This is a genomic window from Pseudomonas sp. ASL4 (assembly GCF_056680395.1).
In genome coordinates, this window is the sequence record NZ_CM155280.1 from 7,041,096 (window position 1) to 7,056,315 (window position 15,220).

Genomic DNA, 15,220 nt, shown 5'->3' on the forward strand with positions numbered 1-15,220 from the left:
ATGACATGCATGCAAACCCGAACGCTGAAAAAGTTACTCGCCCCATCCCTGCTGACGCTGGCGATGTTCGCCGGCGCCACCCAGGCCGCCGCGCCATTGCGCCCGCCACAGGGTTACTTCGCGCCGATTGAAAAGATGAAGACCGGCGACAACAGCGAAGGCTGCGATCCGATGCCGACGCCGTACACCGGCCCGCTGCAATTTCGCAGCAAATACGAAGGTTCCGACAAGGCCCGTTCGACACTGAACGTGCAGTCGGAAAAAGCCTTCCGTGACACCACGTCCGACATCACCAAACTGGAACGCGGCACCAGCAAGCGCGTGATGCAGTTCATGCGTGACGGTCGCCCGGAACAACTCGAGTGCACGCTCAACTGGTTGACCGCCTGGGCCAAGGCTGATGCGTTGATGTCCAAGGACTTCAACCACACCGGCAAGTCGATGCGCAAATGGGCGTTGGGCAGCATGGCCTCTTCGTACATTCGCTTGAAGTTCTCCGACTCGCATCCGTTGGCCAACCACCAGCAAGAGTCGCAGTTGATCGAAGCCTGGTTCAGCAAAATGGCCGACCAGGTGGTCAGCGATTGGGACAACCTGCCGCTCGACAAAACCAACAACCATTCGTACTGGTCCGCCTGGTCGGTGATGGCAACGTCCATCGCCACCAACCGCCGCGACCTGTTCGACTGGTCGGTGAAGGAATACAAAATCGGCGCCAATCAGATCGACGCCGATGGCTTCCTGCCGAACGAACTCAAGCGCCAGCAACGCGCCCTCTCCTATCACAACTACGCCCTGCCGCCGCTGTCGATGATCGCCAGTTTTGCCTTGGTCAACGGGGTGGATTTGCGTCAGGAAAACAACGGCGCGCTTAAACGCCTGGGGGATCGCGTGCTTTCCGGTGTGAAAGATCCGCAAGAGTTCGAGAAAAAGAACGGCAAGGAACAGGACATGAAAGACCTCAAGGTCGACTCGAAATTCGCCTGGCTCGAACCGTTCTGCTCGCTCTACACCTGCTCGCCGGATGTGCTGGCACAGAAGCACAAGATGCAGCCGTTCAAGACGTTCCGTTTGGGTGGGGATTTGACCAAGGTCTACGACCCGGCCAATGAAAAAGGTAACAAGGGCTCATAAGCCTTAGCACTATCCACTGTGGCGAGGGGGCTTGCCCCCGTTGGGGTGCGCAGCGCCCCCAAAACCCGACAACGCGGTGAAACAGGCAAAACGCGTTGGCCGGTTTACGACTGCTTCGCAGCCGAACGGGGGCAAGCCCCCTCGCCACAGGGTAAGTGTGAGGCCCAGTTTTTTGTGTGATGTGTCCCCCGGCTTTTGGTGGGGGGTTTGGGGGGGCCGTTGGCCCTTGACTGTTGGTTAAACATGGAGAGATCGGGATGGTATTTTCGTCCAATGTGTTCCTGTTTTTGTTCTTGCCGATCTTTCTCGGCTTGTACTACCTAAGCGGGATTCGCTATCGCAACTTGCTGCTGCTGATCGCCAGCTACGTGTTCTATGCCTGGTGGCGCGTGGACTTCCTCGCGTTGTTCGCCGCCGTCACGCTATGGAATTACTGGATCGGCCTCAAGGTCGGTGCCGCTGGCGTGCGGACCAAACCGGCCCAGCGCTGGTTGCTCCTGGGCGTGGCCGTCGACTTGTGCATTCTTGGCTACTTCAAGTACGCCAACTTCGGCGTCGACAGCATCAACGCGATGATGACCTCGGTTGGGCTATCGCCGTTCATCCTGACCCACGTGCTGTTGCCGATCGGGATCTCGTTCTACATCTTCGAGTCCATCAGCTACATCATCGACGTCTACCGTGGTGACACCCCGGCGACCCGTAACCTGATCGACTTCGCGGCGTTCGTGGCGATCTTCCCGCACTTGATTGCCGGCCCGGTATTGCGTTTCCGCGACCTCGCCGACCAGTTCAACAACCGCACCCACACCCTCGACAAGTTCTCCGAGGGTTGCACGCGGTTCATGCAGGGTTTCATCAAAAAGGTCTTTATCGCCGACACCCTCGCGGTGGTGGCCGACCATTGCTTCGCCTTGCAAGCCCCGACCACGGGTGATGCCTGGCTCGGCGCCCTGGCCTACACCGCGCAACTGTATTTCGACTTCTCCGGCTACAGCGACATGGCCATCGGCCTGGGCTTGATGATGGGTTTCCGCTTCATGGAAAACTTCAAGCAGCCATACATCAGCCAGTCGATCACCGAGTTCTGGCGGCGCTGGCACATCAGCCTGTCCACCTGGCTGCGTGACTACTTGTACATCACCCTCGGCGGTAACCGTAAAGGTACGTTGATGACCTATCGCAACCTGTTCCTGACCATGCTCCTCGGTGGTCTGTGGCACGGCGCGAACATCACCTACATCGTCTGGGGTGCCTGGCACGGCATGTGGCTGGCGATTGAAAAGGCCCTGGGCCTGAACACCTCGCCGCGCAGCATCAACCCGATCCGCTGGGCGCTGACTTTCCTGCTGGTGGTGATGGGCTGGGTGATCTTCCGCTCGGAAAACCTGCACGTCGCCGGTCGCATGTACGGCGCGATGTTCAGCTTCGGCGAATGGTCACTGTCGGAACTCAACCAGGCCAGCCTCACCGGCCTGCAAGTCGCGACGCTGATCGTGGCTTACATGACCCTGGCGTTCTTCGGCATTCGTGACTTCTACACCAATCGTCCGCCGGAAAAGACCAAGCCTGCCGTGAATGTCGAGGCCGATGGCCCGGCGAGCGCCACGCCTGGAATGATCAAAGCCGTACCGGGCGACAACCCGGCCAGCATCCACGAACCGGGCTACACCGTCGGCGTTGAAGCCACCGTGCAACCGGCTTACTGGACCGCTGACTGGTCGCGCTACGTGATGCGCACGCTGGTACTGGTGTTGTTCATCGCCTCGATTTTCAAACTCTCGGCGCAAAGCTTCTCGCCGTTCCTTTACTTCCAGTTCTGAGGGATCTGACCATGACCCGCTCATTACGCATCCTCTACATCGCCCTGTTCCTGTTGACGCTGTTCGCCTTGGGCGTTTGGTCGACGCGCAGCTTCTTCGGCTTCAACACCAGTGCCGAAACCACGGTGCTCAACGGTCGCTGGACCAAAGCCGTGGAGACGCACTACGACGCCGAGTTCCCGATCAAGCGCCTGGGCACCAACCTCTGGGCTGCGCTGGATTTCAAACTGTTCAATGAAGGTCGTCCGGGCGTGGTGCTCGGTCGCGATCAATGGTTGTACAGCGATGAAGAGTTCAACCCGATCGTCAACGAAGAGCTGAACCTGCAAGGCAACTACGCGCTGGTCGAAGGCGTGCGCCAAACCCTGAAAGCCAAAGGCATAAAACTGGTGATGGCGATTGTCCCGGCCAAGGTTCGCCTGTACCCGGAACACCTGGGTGAAGTGAAACCGGCGAGCATCCACGCCAATCTCTACCAGGACTTCCATGCGCGTGTGGCGGCCGACAAGATCCTCGCCCCCGACCTGCTCGGCCCGTTCCAACAGGCCAAGCAAAGCGGTCAGCAAGTGTTCCTGCGCACCGACACTCACTGGACCCCGGAAGGCGCGCAAATCGCCGCCGAAACCCTGGCCAAGACTATTTCCGCGAAAACCCCGCTCAGCGGCGAACCGCAAAAGTTCGTCACCACACCTGCGGAAAAAGTCACCCACAAAGGCGACCTGCGACTGTTCCTGCCGCTGGACCCGCTGTTCGAAAACCTGATGCCGGCCACCGAGCCGTTGCAGAAGCGCAACACCGTGGCCGCTGACAACCCGCCTGCCGGTGATGACGCCCTGTTCGCCAACAACGAAGTGCCGGTGGCCCTGATCGGCACCAGCTACAGCGCCAACCCGAACTGGAACTTCGTCGGTGCGCTGAAACAAGCGCTGCACAGCGACGTGGTCAATTACTCCGAAGACGGCCACGGCCCGATCCTGCCGATGCTCACCTACCTGGAAAGCGATGCTTTCAAGAACAGCCCGCCACAGGTGCTGATCTGGGAGTTTCCTGAACGTTATCTGCCTGTGAACAACGAAATCGGTGACGCCGACCCGCAGTGGGTCGCAGAGCTTAAAGAAGCCGGCGTTCGCCAACAAAACGTAGCTGCAACCACTAAATCCGAGACGCCCGACCGGGCGCAAAACTGAAAGAGAGGTACACCCATGACTTTCACTACTACTCCTCGCCGTCTCGCCAAGACCTTTGCTCTCGTCGCTGGCATGAGCGTGTTGTCGATGTCCGCCTTCGCTGGCGACGCCGCACTCTACGGCCCGACCGCACCGAAAGGTTCGACCTTCGTGCGGATCTACAACGCCAGTAACGCTGAAGTCAGCGCCACCGTCGGCACCACTGCGCTCAACGATGTGGCACCACTGGCCAGCAGCGATTTCAGCTTCATGCCGGGCGGCGATTACAGCGCCAAGGTCGGCAGTCAGAGCCTGCCGGTGAAACTCGCCGGTGACCACTATTACACCCTGGTCAACAACGCCAGCGGCGCGCCACAACTGATCGAAGAGCCGCCGTTCAAGAACAAGCAAAAATCCCTGGTTCGCGTGCAGAACCTGAGCGACAAGGCCCTGACCCTGAAAACCGCCGACGGCAAGACTGAAGTGGTTCCGTCGGTCGCGGCCAAGGGGCGTGGCGAGCGTGAAATCAACCCGGTGAAAGTCAGCCTGGCCCTGTATGACGGCGCGACCAAAGTCGGCGACGTAAAACCGGTTGCCCTGGAACGCGGTGAAGCGGCCGTGCTGTACGTCACCGGCAGCGGCAGCAGCCTGTCGCCAGTCTGGGTAAAACGCCCGGTTTCGACGCGCTAAAGATTTTTCGGATTGGCCCATTCCCCTGTGGGAGCGGGCTTGCTCGCGAAGAGGGCGTGTCAGTCGACGTTGATGTTGCCTGACACACCGCTTTCGCGAGCAAGCCCGCTCCCACCCAGGACCGAGGTGCCAATCCAGATGCGGAATAAGAACAAGAGTGAAACGACAGAACGCAGTAGCTCTAACCAATCGATTTTAAGGAGTAACAACATGATTCCGGTAATCTTGTCAGGTGGTAGCGGCTCACGTCTTTGGCCGCTTTCGCGTAAACAGTTCCCCAAACAGTTCCTGGCCTTGACCGGCGAGCACACGCTGTTCCAGCAAACCCTGGAGCGCCTGGTGTTCGAGGGCATGGACACCCCGATCGTGGTCTGTAACAAGGACCACCGCTTTATCGTCAACGAGCAACTGAGTACCCGTAAGCTGCAAGTGCAGCGCATCCTGATGGAACCGTTCGGTCGCAACACCGCACCGGCGGTAGCCCTGACCGCGATGATGCTGGTCAATGAAGGTCGCGACGAGTTGATGCTGGTGCTCCCGGCCGACCACGTGCTGGAAGACCAGAAAGCCCTGCAACGTGCGTTGGCCCTGGCCACCGTCGCTGCCGAAAACGGCGAAATGGTGCTGTTCGGCGTACCGGCTACCAAACCGGAAACCGGTTACGGCTACATCAAGTCGACCAATGATTCGCTGCTGCCCGAAGGCGTCAGCCGCGTGTCGCATTTCGTTGAAAAACCCGACGTCAAACGCGCCACCGAATACGTTGAGTCCGGCGGTTATTTCTGGAACAGCGGCATGTTCCTGTTCCGCGCCAGCCGCTTCCTCGAAGAGCTGAAAAAGCACGACCCGGACATCTACGACACCTGCCTGCTGACCCTTGAGCGCAGCGAGCAAGATGCCGACACCATCACCTTCGACGAAGCCACCTTCGCCTGCTGCCCGGACAACTCCATCGATTACGCAGTGATGGAAAAAACCCAGCGTGCCTGCGTCGTGCCGCTGACCGCCGGCTGGAGTGATGTCGGGTGCTGGGCGTCGCTGTGGGAAGTGAATGAAAAAGACGCCAACGGCAACGTCTCCAAAGGTGACGTGGTTATCCAGGACAGCAGAAACTGCATGATCCACGGCAACGGTAAACTGGTGTCGGTGATCGGCCTGGAAAACATCGTGGTCGTCGAAACCAAGGACGCCATGATGATCGCCCACAAGGACTCGGTCCAAGGCGTGAAACAAATGGTCAACACTCTCAACGAACAGGGCCGCAGCGAAACCCAGAACCACTGCGAAGTCTATCGTCCGTGGGGCTCCTACGACTCGGTGGACATGGGCGGGCGTTTCCAGGTCAAGCACATCTCGGTCAAGCCGGGCGCATGCCTGTCGCTGCAAATGCACCACCACCGCGCCGAACACTGGATCGTGGTCAGCGGCACCGCTGAAGTGACCTGCGACGAAAACGTGTTCCTGCTCTGTGAAAACCAGTCGACCTACATTCCGATTGCTTCGGTCCACCGCCTGCGCAACCCGGGCAAGATTCCACTCGAGATCATCGAAGTGCAATCGGGCAGCTATTTGGGCGAAGACGATATCGAGCGGTTTGAAGATATCTACGGTCGCTCCACCCCGATCGAACGCGGCGTGTCGGTGAAAACCATCGCGCAGTGATTAACCGGTAACACAAGAAGCCCTCGTCCAGCCCGCTGCGTCCCTATCCGCAGTGGGTTGGGTGGGGGCTTTTTTTACACCGGAGACAGTCTGCTTCGAACTCTTGATAACCATCCTGGATTGATTGCCGGTAGTAAAACCTCTCCGGATCTCAGGTCTCTAATTTTATGGCGACTTGTGTCTTTCGCACTCTGGAGGCCGACGACAGTCAATCGATTACCCGCCTCGACTGCCCCAGTGTGGTGAATCTCACTGACCTTGAACTGGGCCAGCGGCTCAATCAGCAGATGATCGGCAAGAAAGCCAGTAGCGGCGACTTTCTTCGGCGTCTGTTCATCAAATACCAAGATAACCCTTTGCTGGCCGGGCGTTGATTCCGCCTTGTGATCGGCCCAGTTTTCTAACCAACCAATCACACTATGAGGCACTACACTGGCCGACATGAATCCTCGATCTGCCACAATACTTCCAATCTTTACCGTGCCACCAAAAACGCCTGCATTGACTCTCAATGCCCGATAAGCCACTCCTTGGTAATCAGGTAGGGTTTTCACCTCAGCCTTGAAATTTTCCACGATACTTTTGATTTCTGTTTCTGAAGTACTTAAACCACGAAGATGGAAATTAATTTGGTCAGAGACTCCGTTTCCACCTTCGGCATACTCCATGAGCCCGGGTAAGTTTTGGCTTAGCGCCGCCAGCCCTTCAATCCTCCTACCCAGCACCTCGCGCTCGTTACCGCGATAGACTCGAGATTGGCCTTCAGTTGGGCGATTAAAAATTTCAATCAGTTCAGCAACTGCCTGAGTCGAGTCGCTGCGGTGATAACGTGACTGCCTGAACAAGCCGTTTTGATCGGACAAGCTAATGGGTCGGTTCTTTACAAAACCATAGAGATTCAGGCCATCAATCACGCCGCCCGGATCGGGATTCAACCATCGCTGGCGCTCCGGCGCGTAATACCTGAACCCGTAGTAATACAGCCCCGTCGCATCCCGTTCCTTGCCTGAATAACACACGGTCTTGTAACTGACCTGCACCGCTTCGCCGTTGGACCAAGCCGTGCCGCCGAACGGGTAATAGCGCTCCTGAGTAATGATGTTGGCGTGTTGATCCAGTTCCAGGGTGCTGGAACCCAGATGATCAGTCAGGCTGTAGCGCTGTTGATTGTTGGCGATTTGCGGCGGGCGTTCCGCCTCCCAATGCAACACCCGCACGTTGCCGCGCCCGGTCTGGACGTTGATTACGTGCAGTTCTTCGCCGGTGCCGCTGTGGGTACGGACTTCCAGGCCTGGCAGGTAAATAGTTTCGATGAGGTTGATTTGGGCGTTGGTTTGCAGTGAGCGGATCTTGCGTACGCGCATGCCATCGGCGCCATAGACGTAGTGTTCGCTGTCATCGGGGCCAGAATCGCGTTCGACCGGTCTTACTTCCTTTAGCTGATTGCGCAAGTCCCAACTCAACGCCTGCCCCGGTTGCAGGTTCAGCAAATTACCGTTGGCGTCGAAACCATGGCGAAAATCCTCTTCGCCCGGTTCCACCCCATCGCGCACCGGCAAACAACGATTGCTATGAGCGGCAGCGACCAGTCGATGGCCGGGGTTTTTCGCGCCCACATGGGTCAATTCGAGCAGGTTGTTGCCGTCGTCGTAGCGATAGGTCTGGCGATAATTGGCGAGGCTTTCCGTTGGCTCGGATGAGGGGCCCTGTTTGACCGTGCCAGCTTCCCACCCGGTGGCTTCGATCAACTGTGAAAGGCTGTCGTAGGTGTAGCGGCTGATCGGTTCGATACGTTGATTGGCGAAGTAGCGGACCGGCAGCGCCGCGTCTTCGATGCTCAGCACATTGCCGACCGGATCGTAGGCGTAATGCAGATCCTGCAATGGCTCTTCCAGTCCGAGCCGGGACAGTAGACGTTTGAGCCTCCCCTCTTCAGTGGTGTACTCAAGCAGCGTAACCACGCCATTACCCGCCACTTCCTGTTCAACCTGGCCGTAGACGTTGTAACGGATGGCGCTGACCATCGGCAGCCATTCCGTTGTTTTGGTCAGGCGCAAATCCACCGCGTTTAACTGGCCATAGACGGTGTGCCGGAGTCGCTGTTCATTGCCTTTGGCATCCGTTTTGGCGATCACGTCACCGAGCGGGTTTACCCATGAATACGTGGTCAAACCCGTGGGCGAGTCATGGGTAAAACGCCGAACTTGCTCAAGCACGGCGCCGTTCAGACCATAGTGATTGAACAGCAGCGTACCCGCTGGATCGTCATGCTGGATGAGTTGACCGCACTGGTTGTGATCGGCAAATGCCGGATCGATTGCCCCGTAACTCAAACACTCCGCGCAAACTTCCTCGCCGTCCTCCACCTGTTCGAACAATGCACTCAGTCGCAATAGATCGTCATAGTGCATCCGGCGCCGAGAATCCCGACCGTCCCAAGTGTGGACTGGCTGCCCCGCCTCCCCCAACAGACTGACTCGTAATCCGCCATCCACACTAACAGAGCACAAAACTGCGCCGCTCATACCCGTAATCGTGCGCAGGTTGGCCGGGGCCGAAAGGTTCTGGAATAGCCGTGGGTCCCACTGGGCCGTCGCCCGTCCGGCTACGTCATACGCCGTTCGGTTGACCCGCGCTTGCGCCGTTTCGCTGGGTTCGGGGCGGTAATAGCCCACTGAACGCACCGTCAACCTGCGTGGATCAATGACCGCCAATGTCGGGGTGTGGCTATGCGTGGTCTGCTGTTGAACGTGCATCGCACTGATCCAATTCCTTTCAACAGAGCAAACACCGATAGCTCGGATATGGCTACTGTCAGAAATTACAGTTCTGGCCATAAAGGGGGGCAAGATCAGTCGACCTGCACCCCGATTGTCGAGATTGAAATAACTAAGCAGCCCGCGTCGCTTGCTGTACCTGGGTGGGTTTGTAACGACTCCATCCTGCTCGATCCGTTCGCCAAGGGGCGTCTACAAGCATGTTGTTTTGATAAAACAACACTTTGTCTGCGAGTTTTTCGCGATTACGGAAGAGATAACGCAACTCCGAGGAAGTGGCAGAGGGTCGCGTTTTCATCACGACTTGATCCATATCCAGATCATCAAGCATGAAATGAATGACATCCGTAAGACCCGAATTCAATATCGTTGCCAACCCGGTTTTACTGGCTCGACTGATCAACTTTTGACCAAATTTATCGTCAGCATCAACATACTTTTCAAACGTCTTGCGCACAGAGTAACGACCGCCAGCAAGCTCAGTGGCGTAGCGCTCTGAAAAGTTCTTGTTAGCCGCCGTCGCAGTCACCCCCGCATACCTCGCCTTTATTTGCATGTAATACCGCTCTTCTCGCTTGAAAACCAATTGGGCAATAGACGAATACTGCCCTGTCCAGAATGCTTGACTACCGCTCGTTGCGCCCCCGGTTTGACTTAGGTTCATCCACCGACTGGCGTCACGAATAGAGCTGTAGCTTTGACGTTTGGCGTCCAGATCTTCTTCCAGTTGAGCGATATCATCTCCGTTCAAATACTTGGCCAAGTAATCTCCGCGGTTGCTCAGAGCCCCCCACCAACTCAAATAGCCCTTTTCCAGTACCTTCGCTAAACCGAAAATCAAATCCCCTTGTTCAGGCTTGAACAACTCCTTGAAGTTACTTTGCCCACCGTCGGCATCCGTCAAGAGCATTGGGTTGTTTCGGACCATGCCAAAAAAATTCAACCCGTCCACATCACCCGCCGGATCCGGATTCAACCAGCGCTGCCACTGCGGCGCGTAATACCTGAACCCATAGTAATAAAGCCCAGTCGCATCCCGCTCCTTCCCCGAATACCTCACTGTCTTGTAACTGACTTGTATGGCCTCACCGTTCGACCAGGCTGTACCGCCGAACGGGTAATAGTGTTCCTGCGTGATGAGGTTGGCGTGCTGATCCAGCTCAAGGGTGGTGGAGCCGAGATGATCGCTAAGGCTATAGCGTTGTTGATTGTTGGCGATTTGCGAAGGTGGTCTCGCCTCCCAATGCAACACCCGCACACTGCCGCGCCCGGTTTTTACCTCGATAACGTGCAACTCTTCACCAGTGCCACTGTGGGTACGAATTTCCAGGCCTGGCAGGTAAATAGTTTCGATGAGGTTGATTTTGGCGTTGGTTTGTAGCGAGCGGATCTTGCGTACGCGCATGCCGTCGGCGCCGTAGATATAACGTTCGCTGTCGTCGGGCCCAGTATCGCGTTCGACCGGTATTACTTCCTTTAGCTGATTACGCAAATCCCAACTCAACGCCTGCCCCGGTTGCAGATTCAGCAAATTACCGTTGGCATCGAAACCATGGCGAAAATCCTCTTCGCCCGGCCCCACGCTATCGCGCACCGGCAAACAGCGATTGCTGTGAGCGGCGGCGACCAATCGGTGGCCGGGGTTCTGCGCGCCCACATGGGTCAATTCGAGCAAGTTGTTGCCGTCATCGTAGCGATAGATCTGGCGGTAATTGGCGAGGATTTCCGTTGGCTCGGATAACGGCCCCTGTTTGACCGTGCCAGCCTCCCAACCGGTGGCTTCGATCAACTGTGACAGGCTGTCGTAGGTGTAGCGGTTGATCGGTTCGATGCGTTGATTGGCGAAGTAGCGGACCGGCAGCGTCGCGTCTTCGATGCTCAACACATTGCCGATTGGATCGTAGGCGTAATGCAGATCCTGCAATGGATCTTCCTGCCCGAGCTGGGACAGTAAACGGTTCAGTCGCCCGTCTTCAGCGGTGTATTCAAGGCGCGTAACCACGCCATTCCCCGCCACTTCCTTTTCAACCTGACCAAAGACGTTGTAACGGATGGCGCTGACCATCGGCAGCCATTGCGTTGTGTTGCTCAGGCGCAAGTCCACCGTGTGTAACTGGCCATCAACGGTGTGCCGGAATCGCTGTTCGTTCCCTTGCGCATCTATTCGGGACTGCATGTCGCCCAACGGGGTCAATCGTGATTGGCTGACAAATCCCGGACTCGATTCGCTGGTAAAACGCCGTTCTTGCTCCTGCAGCGCACCACTCAACCCATAGCCGTTGAACAGCAAAACACCTGCCGAATCATCATGACGAATCAATCGCCCGCACTGGTTGCCGCCGCTGAGCGTCTCGTCACCATAAGCAAGCTGCTCCGTGGAATCACCGTTCTCAAACACCGCCACGGGCCGCAACTGGTCGTCGTAACGAGTCTGGCGCAACGTGCCGCGCCCATCCCACTGTTCCAGCAACTGCGCGCCCTCCCCCACCAAACCAACCCGCCATCCGGCGTCGACACTGACGGTACTGAGCACGATGGAAGACAACGAATAGGCAGTCGCCAGATTGGCCTGCGTCATCCGCCACAAACGCGAATCCCACTGCGCAACCGAGCGCCCCTGCGGATCATGGGCCATGCGATTGATCCGCGCCTGGGCAGACTGGTCGCCGTCGTCACGCCAGTAACCGACGGCGCGAACCGTCAGCCCGCGCGGGTCCAGCGCCGTCAGGGTTGGGGTTTGGCGGTGGACAGGCGATAGCGTCAGCATTGACGGATCTTCCTTGAACAGTGCGCCCATCTAATACCCGCGATTGAATCGCTGGCTACTGTCAGAAATTACAGGGCGGACGGACGGTACGCCGCGCTTGCCCATCGCCAACCACGTCTACGCTTAGGTAGGATGGCCTTCTCTTCTCCCGAGGTTGTGCGACATGTTCATCGGCATCCTGCTGATCATCACCTGGCTGATCCTGTTGTTGCGCTACCCCGCCAAAGCCTTGCCAGTGTCCGTGGCCGCCGCCGTTGGCCTGGGCCTGGTCGCCACGTGGGTGATCTGGCTGGACAACCGCGAGGTCAAGCAACTGGCGCGCCTTGAGTTGCGCATCAGTTATGCCCCGGACCAGTGCCCGGCAGATCGGCCGCTGCAACTGAAAATGAACAACGGCAACGACGTGCCGCTGACCGAACTGCGCTGGCGCATCGCAGCCTACGCGCCGGGCGATACGGTCAACCTGGCCGACAATCAATACGCCGCCCCGCGCTATCGCGGCCCCGGCGAATTGCAGGCTGGCGCCAATTGGGAAGACTGTTTGCCGATGCCGCCATTGCGCCCCGGTTACCGCGCGCAAACCCTGGAGTTTCGCGCCGAGCGTTTGCAGGGTAGTTTCTCCGACTAATCCCCTCTCTTCACATTGCACAAGGACCGCGCCATGCCCGTTGCGTTGATTACCGGTTGTTCCAGCGGCATTGGCCGCGCCCTGGCTGATGTGTTCAAAGCGGCCGGTTACAAAGTCTGGGCCAGTGCCCGCAAGGCTGACGATGTGGCAGCGCTGGAGGCCGCCGGGTTTATCGCCGTACAACTCGACGTCAACGATGGGCCGGCGCTCGACGCGTTGAGCGAGCGGATCAACCAGCAACATGGTGGCCTCGACGTGCTGATCAACAATGCCGGTTACGGCGCCATGGGACCGCTGCTCGATGGCGGCGTGCCGGCCATGCAGCGCCAGTTTGAAACCAACGTGTTTGCCGTGGTCGGCGTGACCCGCGCACTGTTCCCGGTGTTGCGCCGGGCGAAGGGATTGGTGGTGAACATCGGAAGCGTGTCTGGGGTTCTGGTCACGCCGTTCGCCGGCGCTTATTGCGCCTCGAAAGCGGCGGTGCATGCCTTGAGCGATGCGTTGCGCATGGAACTGGCGCCGTTCGGTATCCGCGTGATGGAAGTCCAGCCCGGCGCCATCGCGTCCAGCTTCGCCAAGAATGCCGGCCAGGAAGCCGAACAATTGATTACCGAACAATCTCCGTGGTTTCCATTGCGTGAGGGCATTCGCGCACGGGCCAAGGCCTCGCAAGACAAACCAACGCCAACCCGTGGCTTTGCCGCTGTGTTGTTGAAGGCTGTGCAGCAGGAAAAACCGCCACGGCTGATCCGCATCGGCAATGGCAGCCGGGCGCTGCCACTGCTGGCGACGCTGCTGCCCAAGGGGTTGCTGGAGTCGACCTTGATGAAGCGCTTCGGTTTGAATCGCCAACTCTGAGTGTGGCAAACCGGTCTAATCGCGCCAGACCGTCACGATCATCATCAAACTGAGCAGCGCCATGGTGCCCATGGCGAGGCTCAGGCCCAGAGTGAAAAAAGTGCCGGGTATCACTTCACGGGGATCGGCCGGGTTGTAGAACACGGTCACCTTGTCCCCAGCCTCAACGCCGGAAAACTCGTCTCTGAACTCATGAATGAACGGTGTGCCGTCGGCCGTGACAAAGGCAACTTTTCTGACGGAGGTATAGCTGTGGCCGCTCTGCACGCCGATCATTCGAGAGCTTGATGTGCTCACGACTTCAGCGTGTACCTTGACGCCTCTGATTCTGAGATCAAAGAAATCGTAACCCTGATAAACGGCACCGGCCGTGCTCAGCAGCATCAGACCGAAGAACAAGCCTGCGATGTACTTCATCCACGCGCTCCTTGCCGGTTTGGAAGGGGCGGCAATATAGCGACCCGACATCGCAACAACAACTCGATCACACCGCCGGTGCTCCATCCATACAGGTTTGTATGCCCGGGTGCTTTCAGTAGAATGCGCGCACTTGAGACATTCGACGCGTTTACGCCGACTCAAGCAGCATGGAATCGCTGGCATTAAAACTGAAGCACGGATTGCTTTGCCTTCCAACTCTTCCCTGCCCGTTCCATGCGACCTTTATTCAATCGCAGATCAGGGAATATCCATTGAACGTTTTCAACGTGCTGCCACTGGCCTTTGTTGCCTTGTTGGCCGGCTGCAGCGCCAACTCTGAACAGACCACCAGCAAAGAGTCCTCCCTCAACGACACGCTGCCCAAGCTGACCTTGCAAAGTGTGCTGCCGTCACCGTCCAGTAATGAACAGTGCAACGCGCAAATGGACAGCGACATTCTGTTCGGCCTCGGTTTTCAACTGTACGGCGATCAGGAATGGGACACCGCCAAAAGCTGCCTGGAACTGGCCGCGCCGAAACACCCTCGCGCCTTCTGCTATCTGTCGATGATCGCCGGCCAGGACGAAAGCAAAACCCCGGATCAACGCAACAGCGAGGCCTTCAATTACATGGCCTATTCGGCGATGCAGAATGACTGGTGCGCAGAATACGGTCTGTATCAGGTCTACCAATACGGCAGCAGCGGAGCCAGGCAAGATCCTGCGCTGGCCAGCCGTTGGCTTGAGCGTTCTTCGGTGCATGGTTACCCCGAGGCTCAGAAGGAACTGATCGAGCAGTACGAAGAGCAAGGCAACCTGGTCGCCGCCTACGCCTGGACAAAGATCATGGCCAAGGACGATGACTCGACTGCTGCCGATACCCTGAAAACGAAGATGACCGCCGCGCAAATCGTCGACGGTGAAAAGCGTTATACCGAGCTCGCTGGCCAGGTCACCAGCAAAAAAGCCATGTACGCCGAAGCGCGGGAAGAAGACGTCGGCCGTTACTCCGCCGAAATCTATCAAGACTATCCGGACACCTTCAAAGGCCTGTCGTCTGCCGAGCGCTACGACTACGTGAAGCAGTCGATGTACAAAGCCATTGACCTGCCGTTCACCAAGAGCCGTGGTCACGTGCTGAGCTATATCGTGATCAATCGCGCCGCTCAGCTGAAAAAACCTGATGCGAATATCGCGAATGACCAGCGGATCGTCGCCCTCATGGAAGATGACGAGTTGTCGGTCGCTGAAACCATCGAGCATGGCCTGCTGGTGGTCAACAAGTTCTACAGGTAA

11 protein-coding genes are annotated in these 15,220 nt (G+C 57.8%); 8 read left to right on the forward strand and 3 right to left on the reverse strand.

Annotated features, from left to right (window positions below; all coding sequences use genetic code 11):
- The 5 genes from AC1MEW_RS32245 to AC1MEW_RS32265 all read left to right on the forward strand — a co-directional run bounded on the left by AC1MEW_RS32245 (position 1) and on the right by AC1MEW_RS32265 (position 6,475).
- Positions 1-1,134, forward strand: a complete 1,134-nt coding sequence (locus AC1MEW_RS32245) for a mannuronate-specific alginate lyase (protein ID WP_480424858.1) — start codon at positions 1-3, stop codon at positions 1,132-1,134.
- 257 nt (positions 1,135-1,391) lie between these two features.
- Positions 1,392-2,957: an MBOAT family O-acyltransferase gene (locus AC1MEW_RS32250; protein ID WP_201200769.1), complete on the forward strand. Its 1,566-nt coding sequence runs from the start codon at positions 1,392-1,394 to the stop codon at positions 2,955-2,957.
- 11 nt (positions 2,958-2,968) lie between these two features.
- A complete protein-coding gene (locus AC1MEW_RS32255; RefSeq protein ID WP_322270583.1) occupies positions 2,969-4,144 on the forward strand; it encodes an alginate O-acetyltransferase in 1,176 nt (391 codons plus the stop codon).
- A gap of 15 nt (positions 4,145-4,159) precedes the next feature.
- Positions 4,160-4,813 (forward strand): alginate O-acetyltransferase AlgF, encoded by a 654-nt coding sequence (locus tag AC1MEW_RS32260; protein ID WP_322270582.1) that lies wholly within the window; start codon positions 4,160-4,162, stop codon positions 4,811-4,813.
- Positions 4,814-5,023: 210 nt separating this feature from the next.
- Positions 5,024-6,475 (forward strand): mannose-1-phosphate guanylyltransferase/mannose-6-phosphate isomerase, encoded by a 1,452-nt coding sequence (locus AC1MEW_RS32265; RefSeq protein ID WP_201200763.1) that lies wholly within the window; start codon positions 5,024-5,026, stop codon positions 6,473-6,475.
- Positions 6,476-6,549: 74 nt separating this feature from the next.
- On the opposite strand, the gene AC1MEW_RS32270 is transcribed toward AC1MEW_RS32265, so the two are convergent.
- Together AC1MEW_RS32270 and AC1MEW_RS32275 are read right to left on the reverse strand one after the other, a co-directional pair.
- A complete protein-coding gene (locus tag AC1MEW_RS32270) occupies positions 6,550-9,231 on the reverse strand; it encodes an RHS repeat domain-containing protein (RefSeq protein WP_480424862.1) in 2,682 nt (893 codons plus the stop codon).
- A 133-nt stretch (positions 9,232-9,364) separates the two neighbouring features.
- Complete coding sequence (locus tag AC1MEW_RS32275) at positions 9,365-12,049, reverse strand: RHS repeat domain-containing protein (RefSeq protein WP_480424864.1); 2,685 nt, start codon at positions 12,047-12,049, stop codon at positions 9,365-9,367.
- Positions 12,050-12,182: 133 nt separating this feature from the next.
- Here AC1MEW_RS32275 and AC1MEW_RS32280 point away from each other — a divergent pair, with 133 nt between their 5' ends.
- Positions 12,183-12,647 (forward strand): multidrug transporter, encoded by a 465-nt coding sequence (locus tag AC1MEW_RS32280; protein ID WP_201200753.1) that lies wholly within the window; start codon positions 12,183-12,185, stop codon positions 12,645-12,647.
- A 33-nt stretch (positions 12,648-12,680) separates the two neighbouring features.
- A complete protein-coding gene (locus AC1MEW_RS32285) occupies positions 12,681-13,505 on the forward strand; it encodes an SDR family oxidoreductase (protein WP_480424866.1) in 825 nt (274 codons plus the stop codon).
- Positions 13,506-13,520: 15 nt separating this feature from the next.
- On the opposite strand, the gene AC1MEW_RS32290 is transcribed toward AC1MEW_RS32285, so the two are convergent.
- On the reverse strand, positions 13,521-13,922 hold the full coding sequence (locus AC1MEW_RS32290; RefSeq protein WP_201255855.1) for a DUF3592 domain-containing protein: 402 nt from the start codon (positions 13,920-13,922) through the stop codon (positions 13,521-13,523).
- 275 nt (positions 13,923-14,197) lie between these two features.
- Here AC1MEW_RS32290 and AC1MEW_RS32295 point away from each other — a divergent pair, with 275 nt between their 5' ends.
- Positions 14,198-15,220: an SEL1-like repeat protein gene (locus AC1MEW_RS32295; protein WP_201255856.1), complete on the forward strand. Its 1,023-nt coding sequence runs from the start codon at positions 14,198-14,200 to the stop codon at positions 15,218-15,220.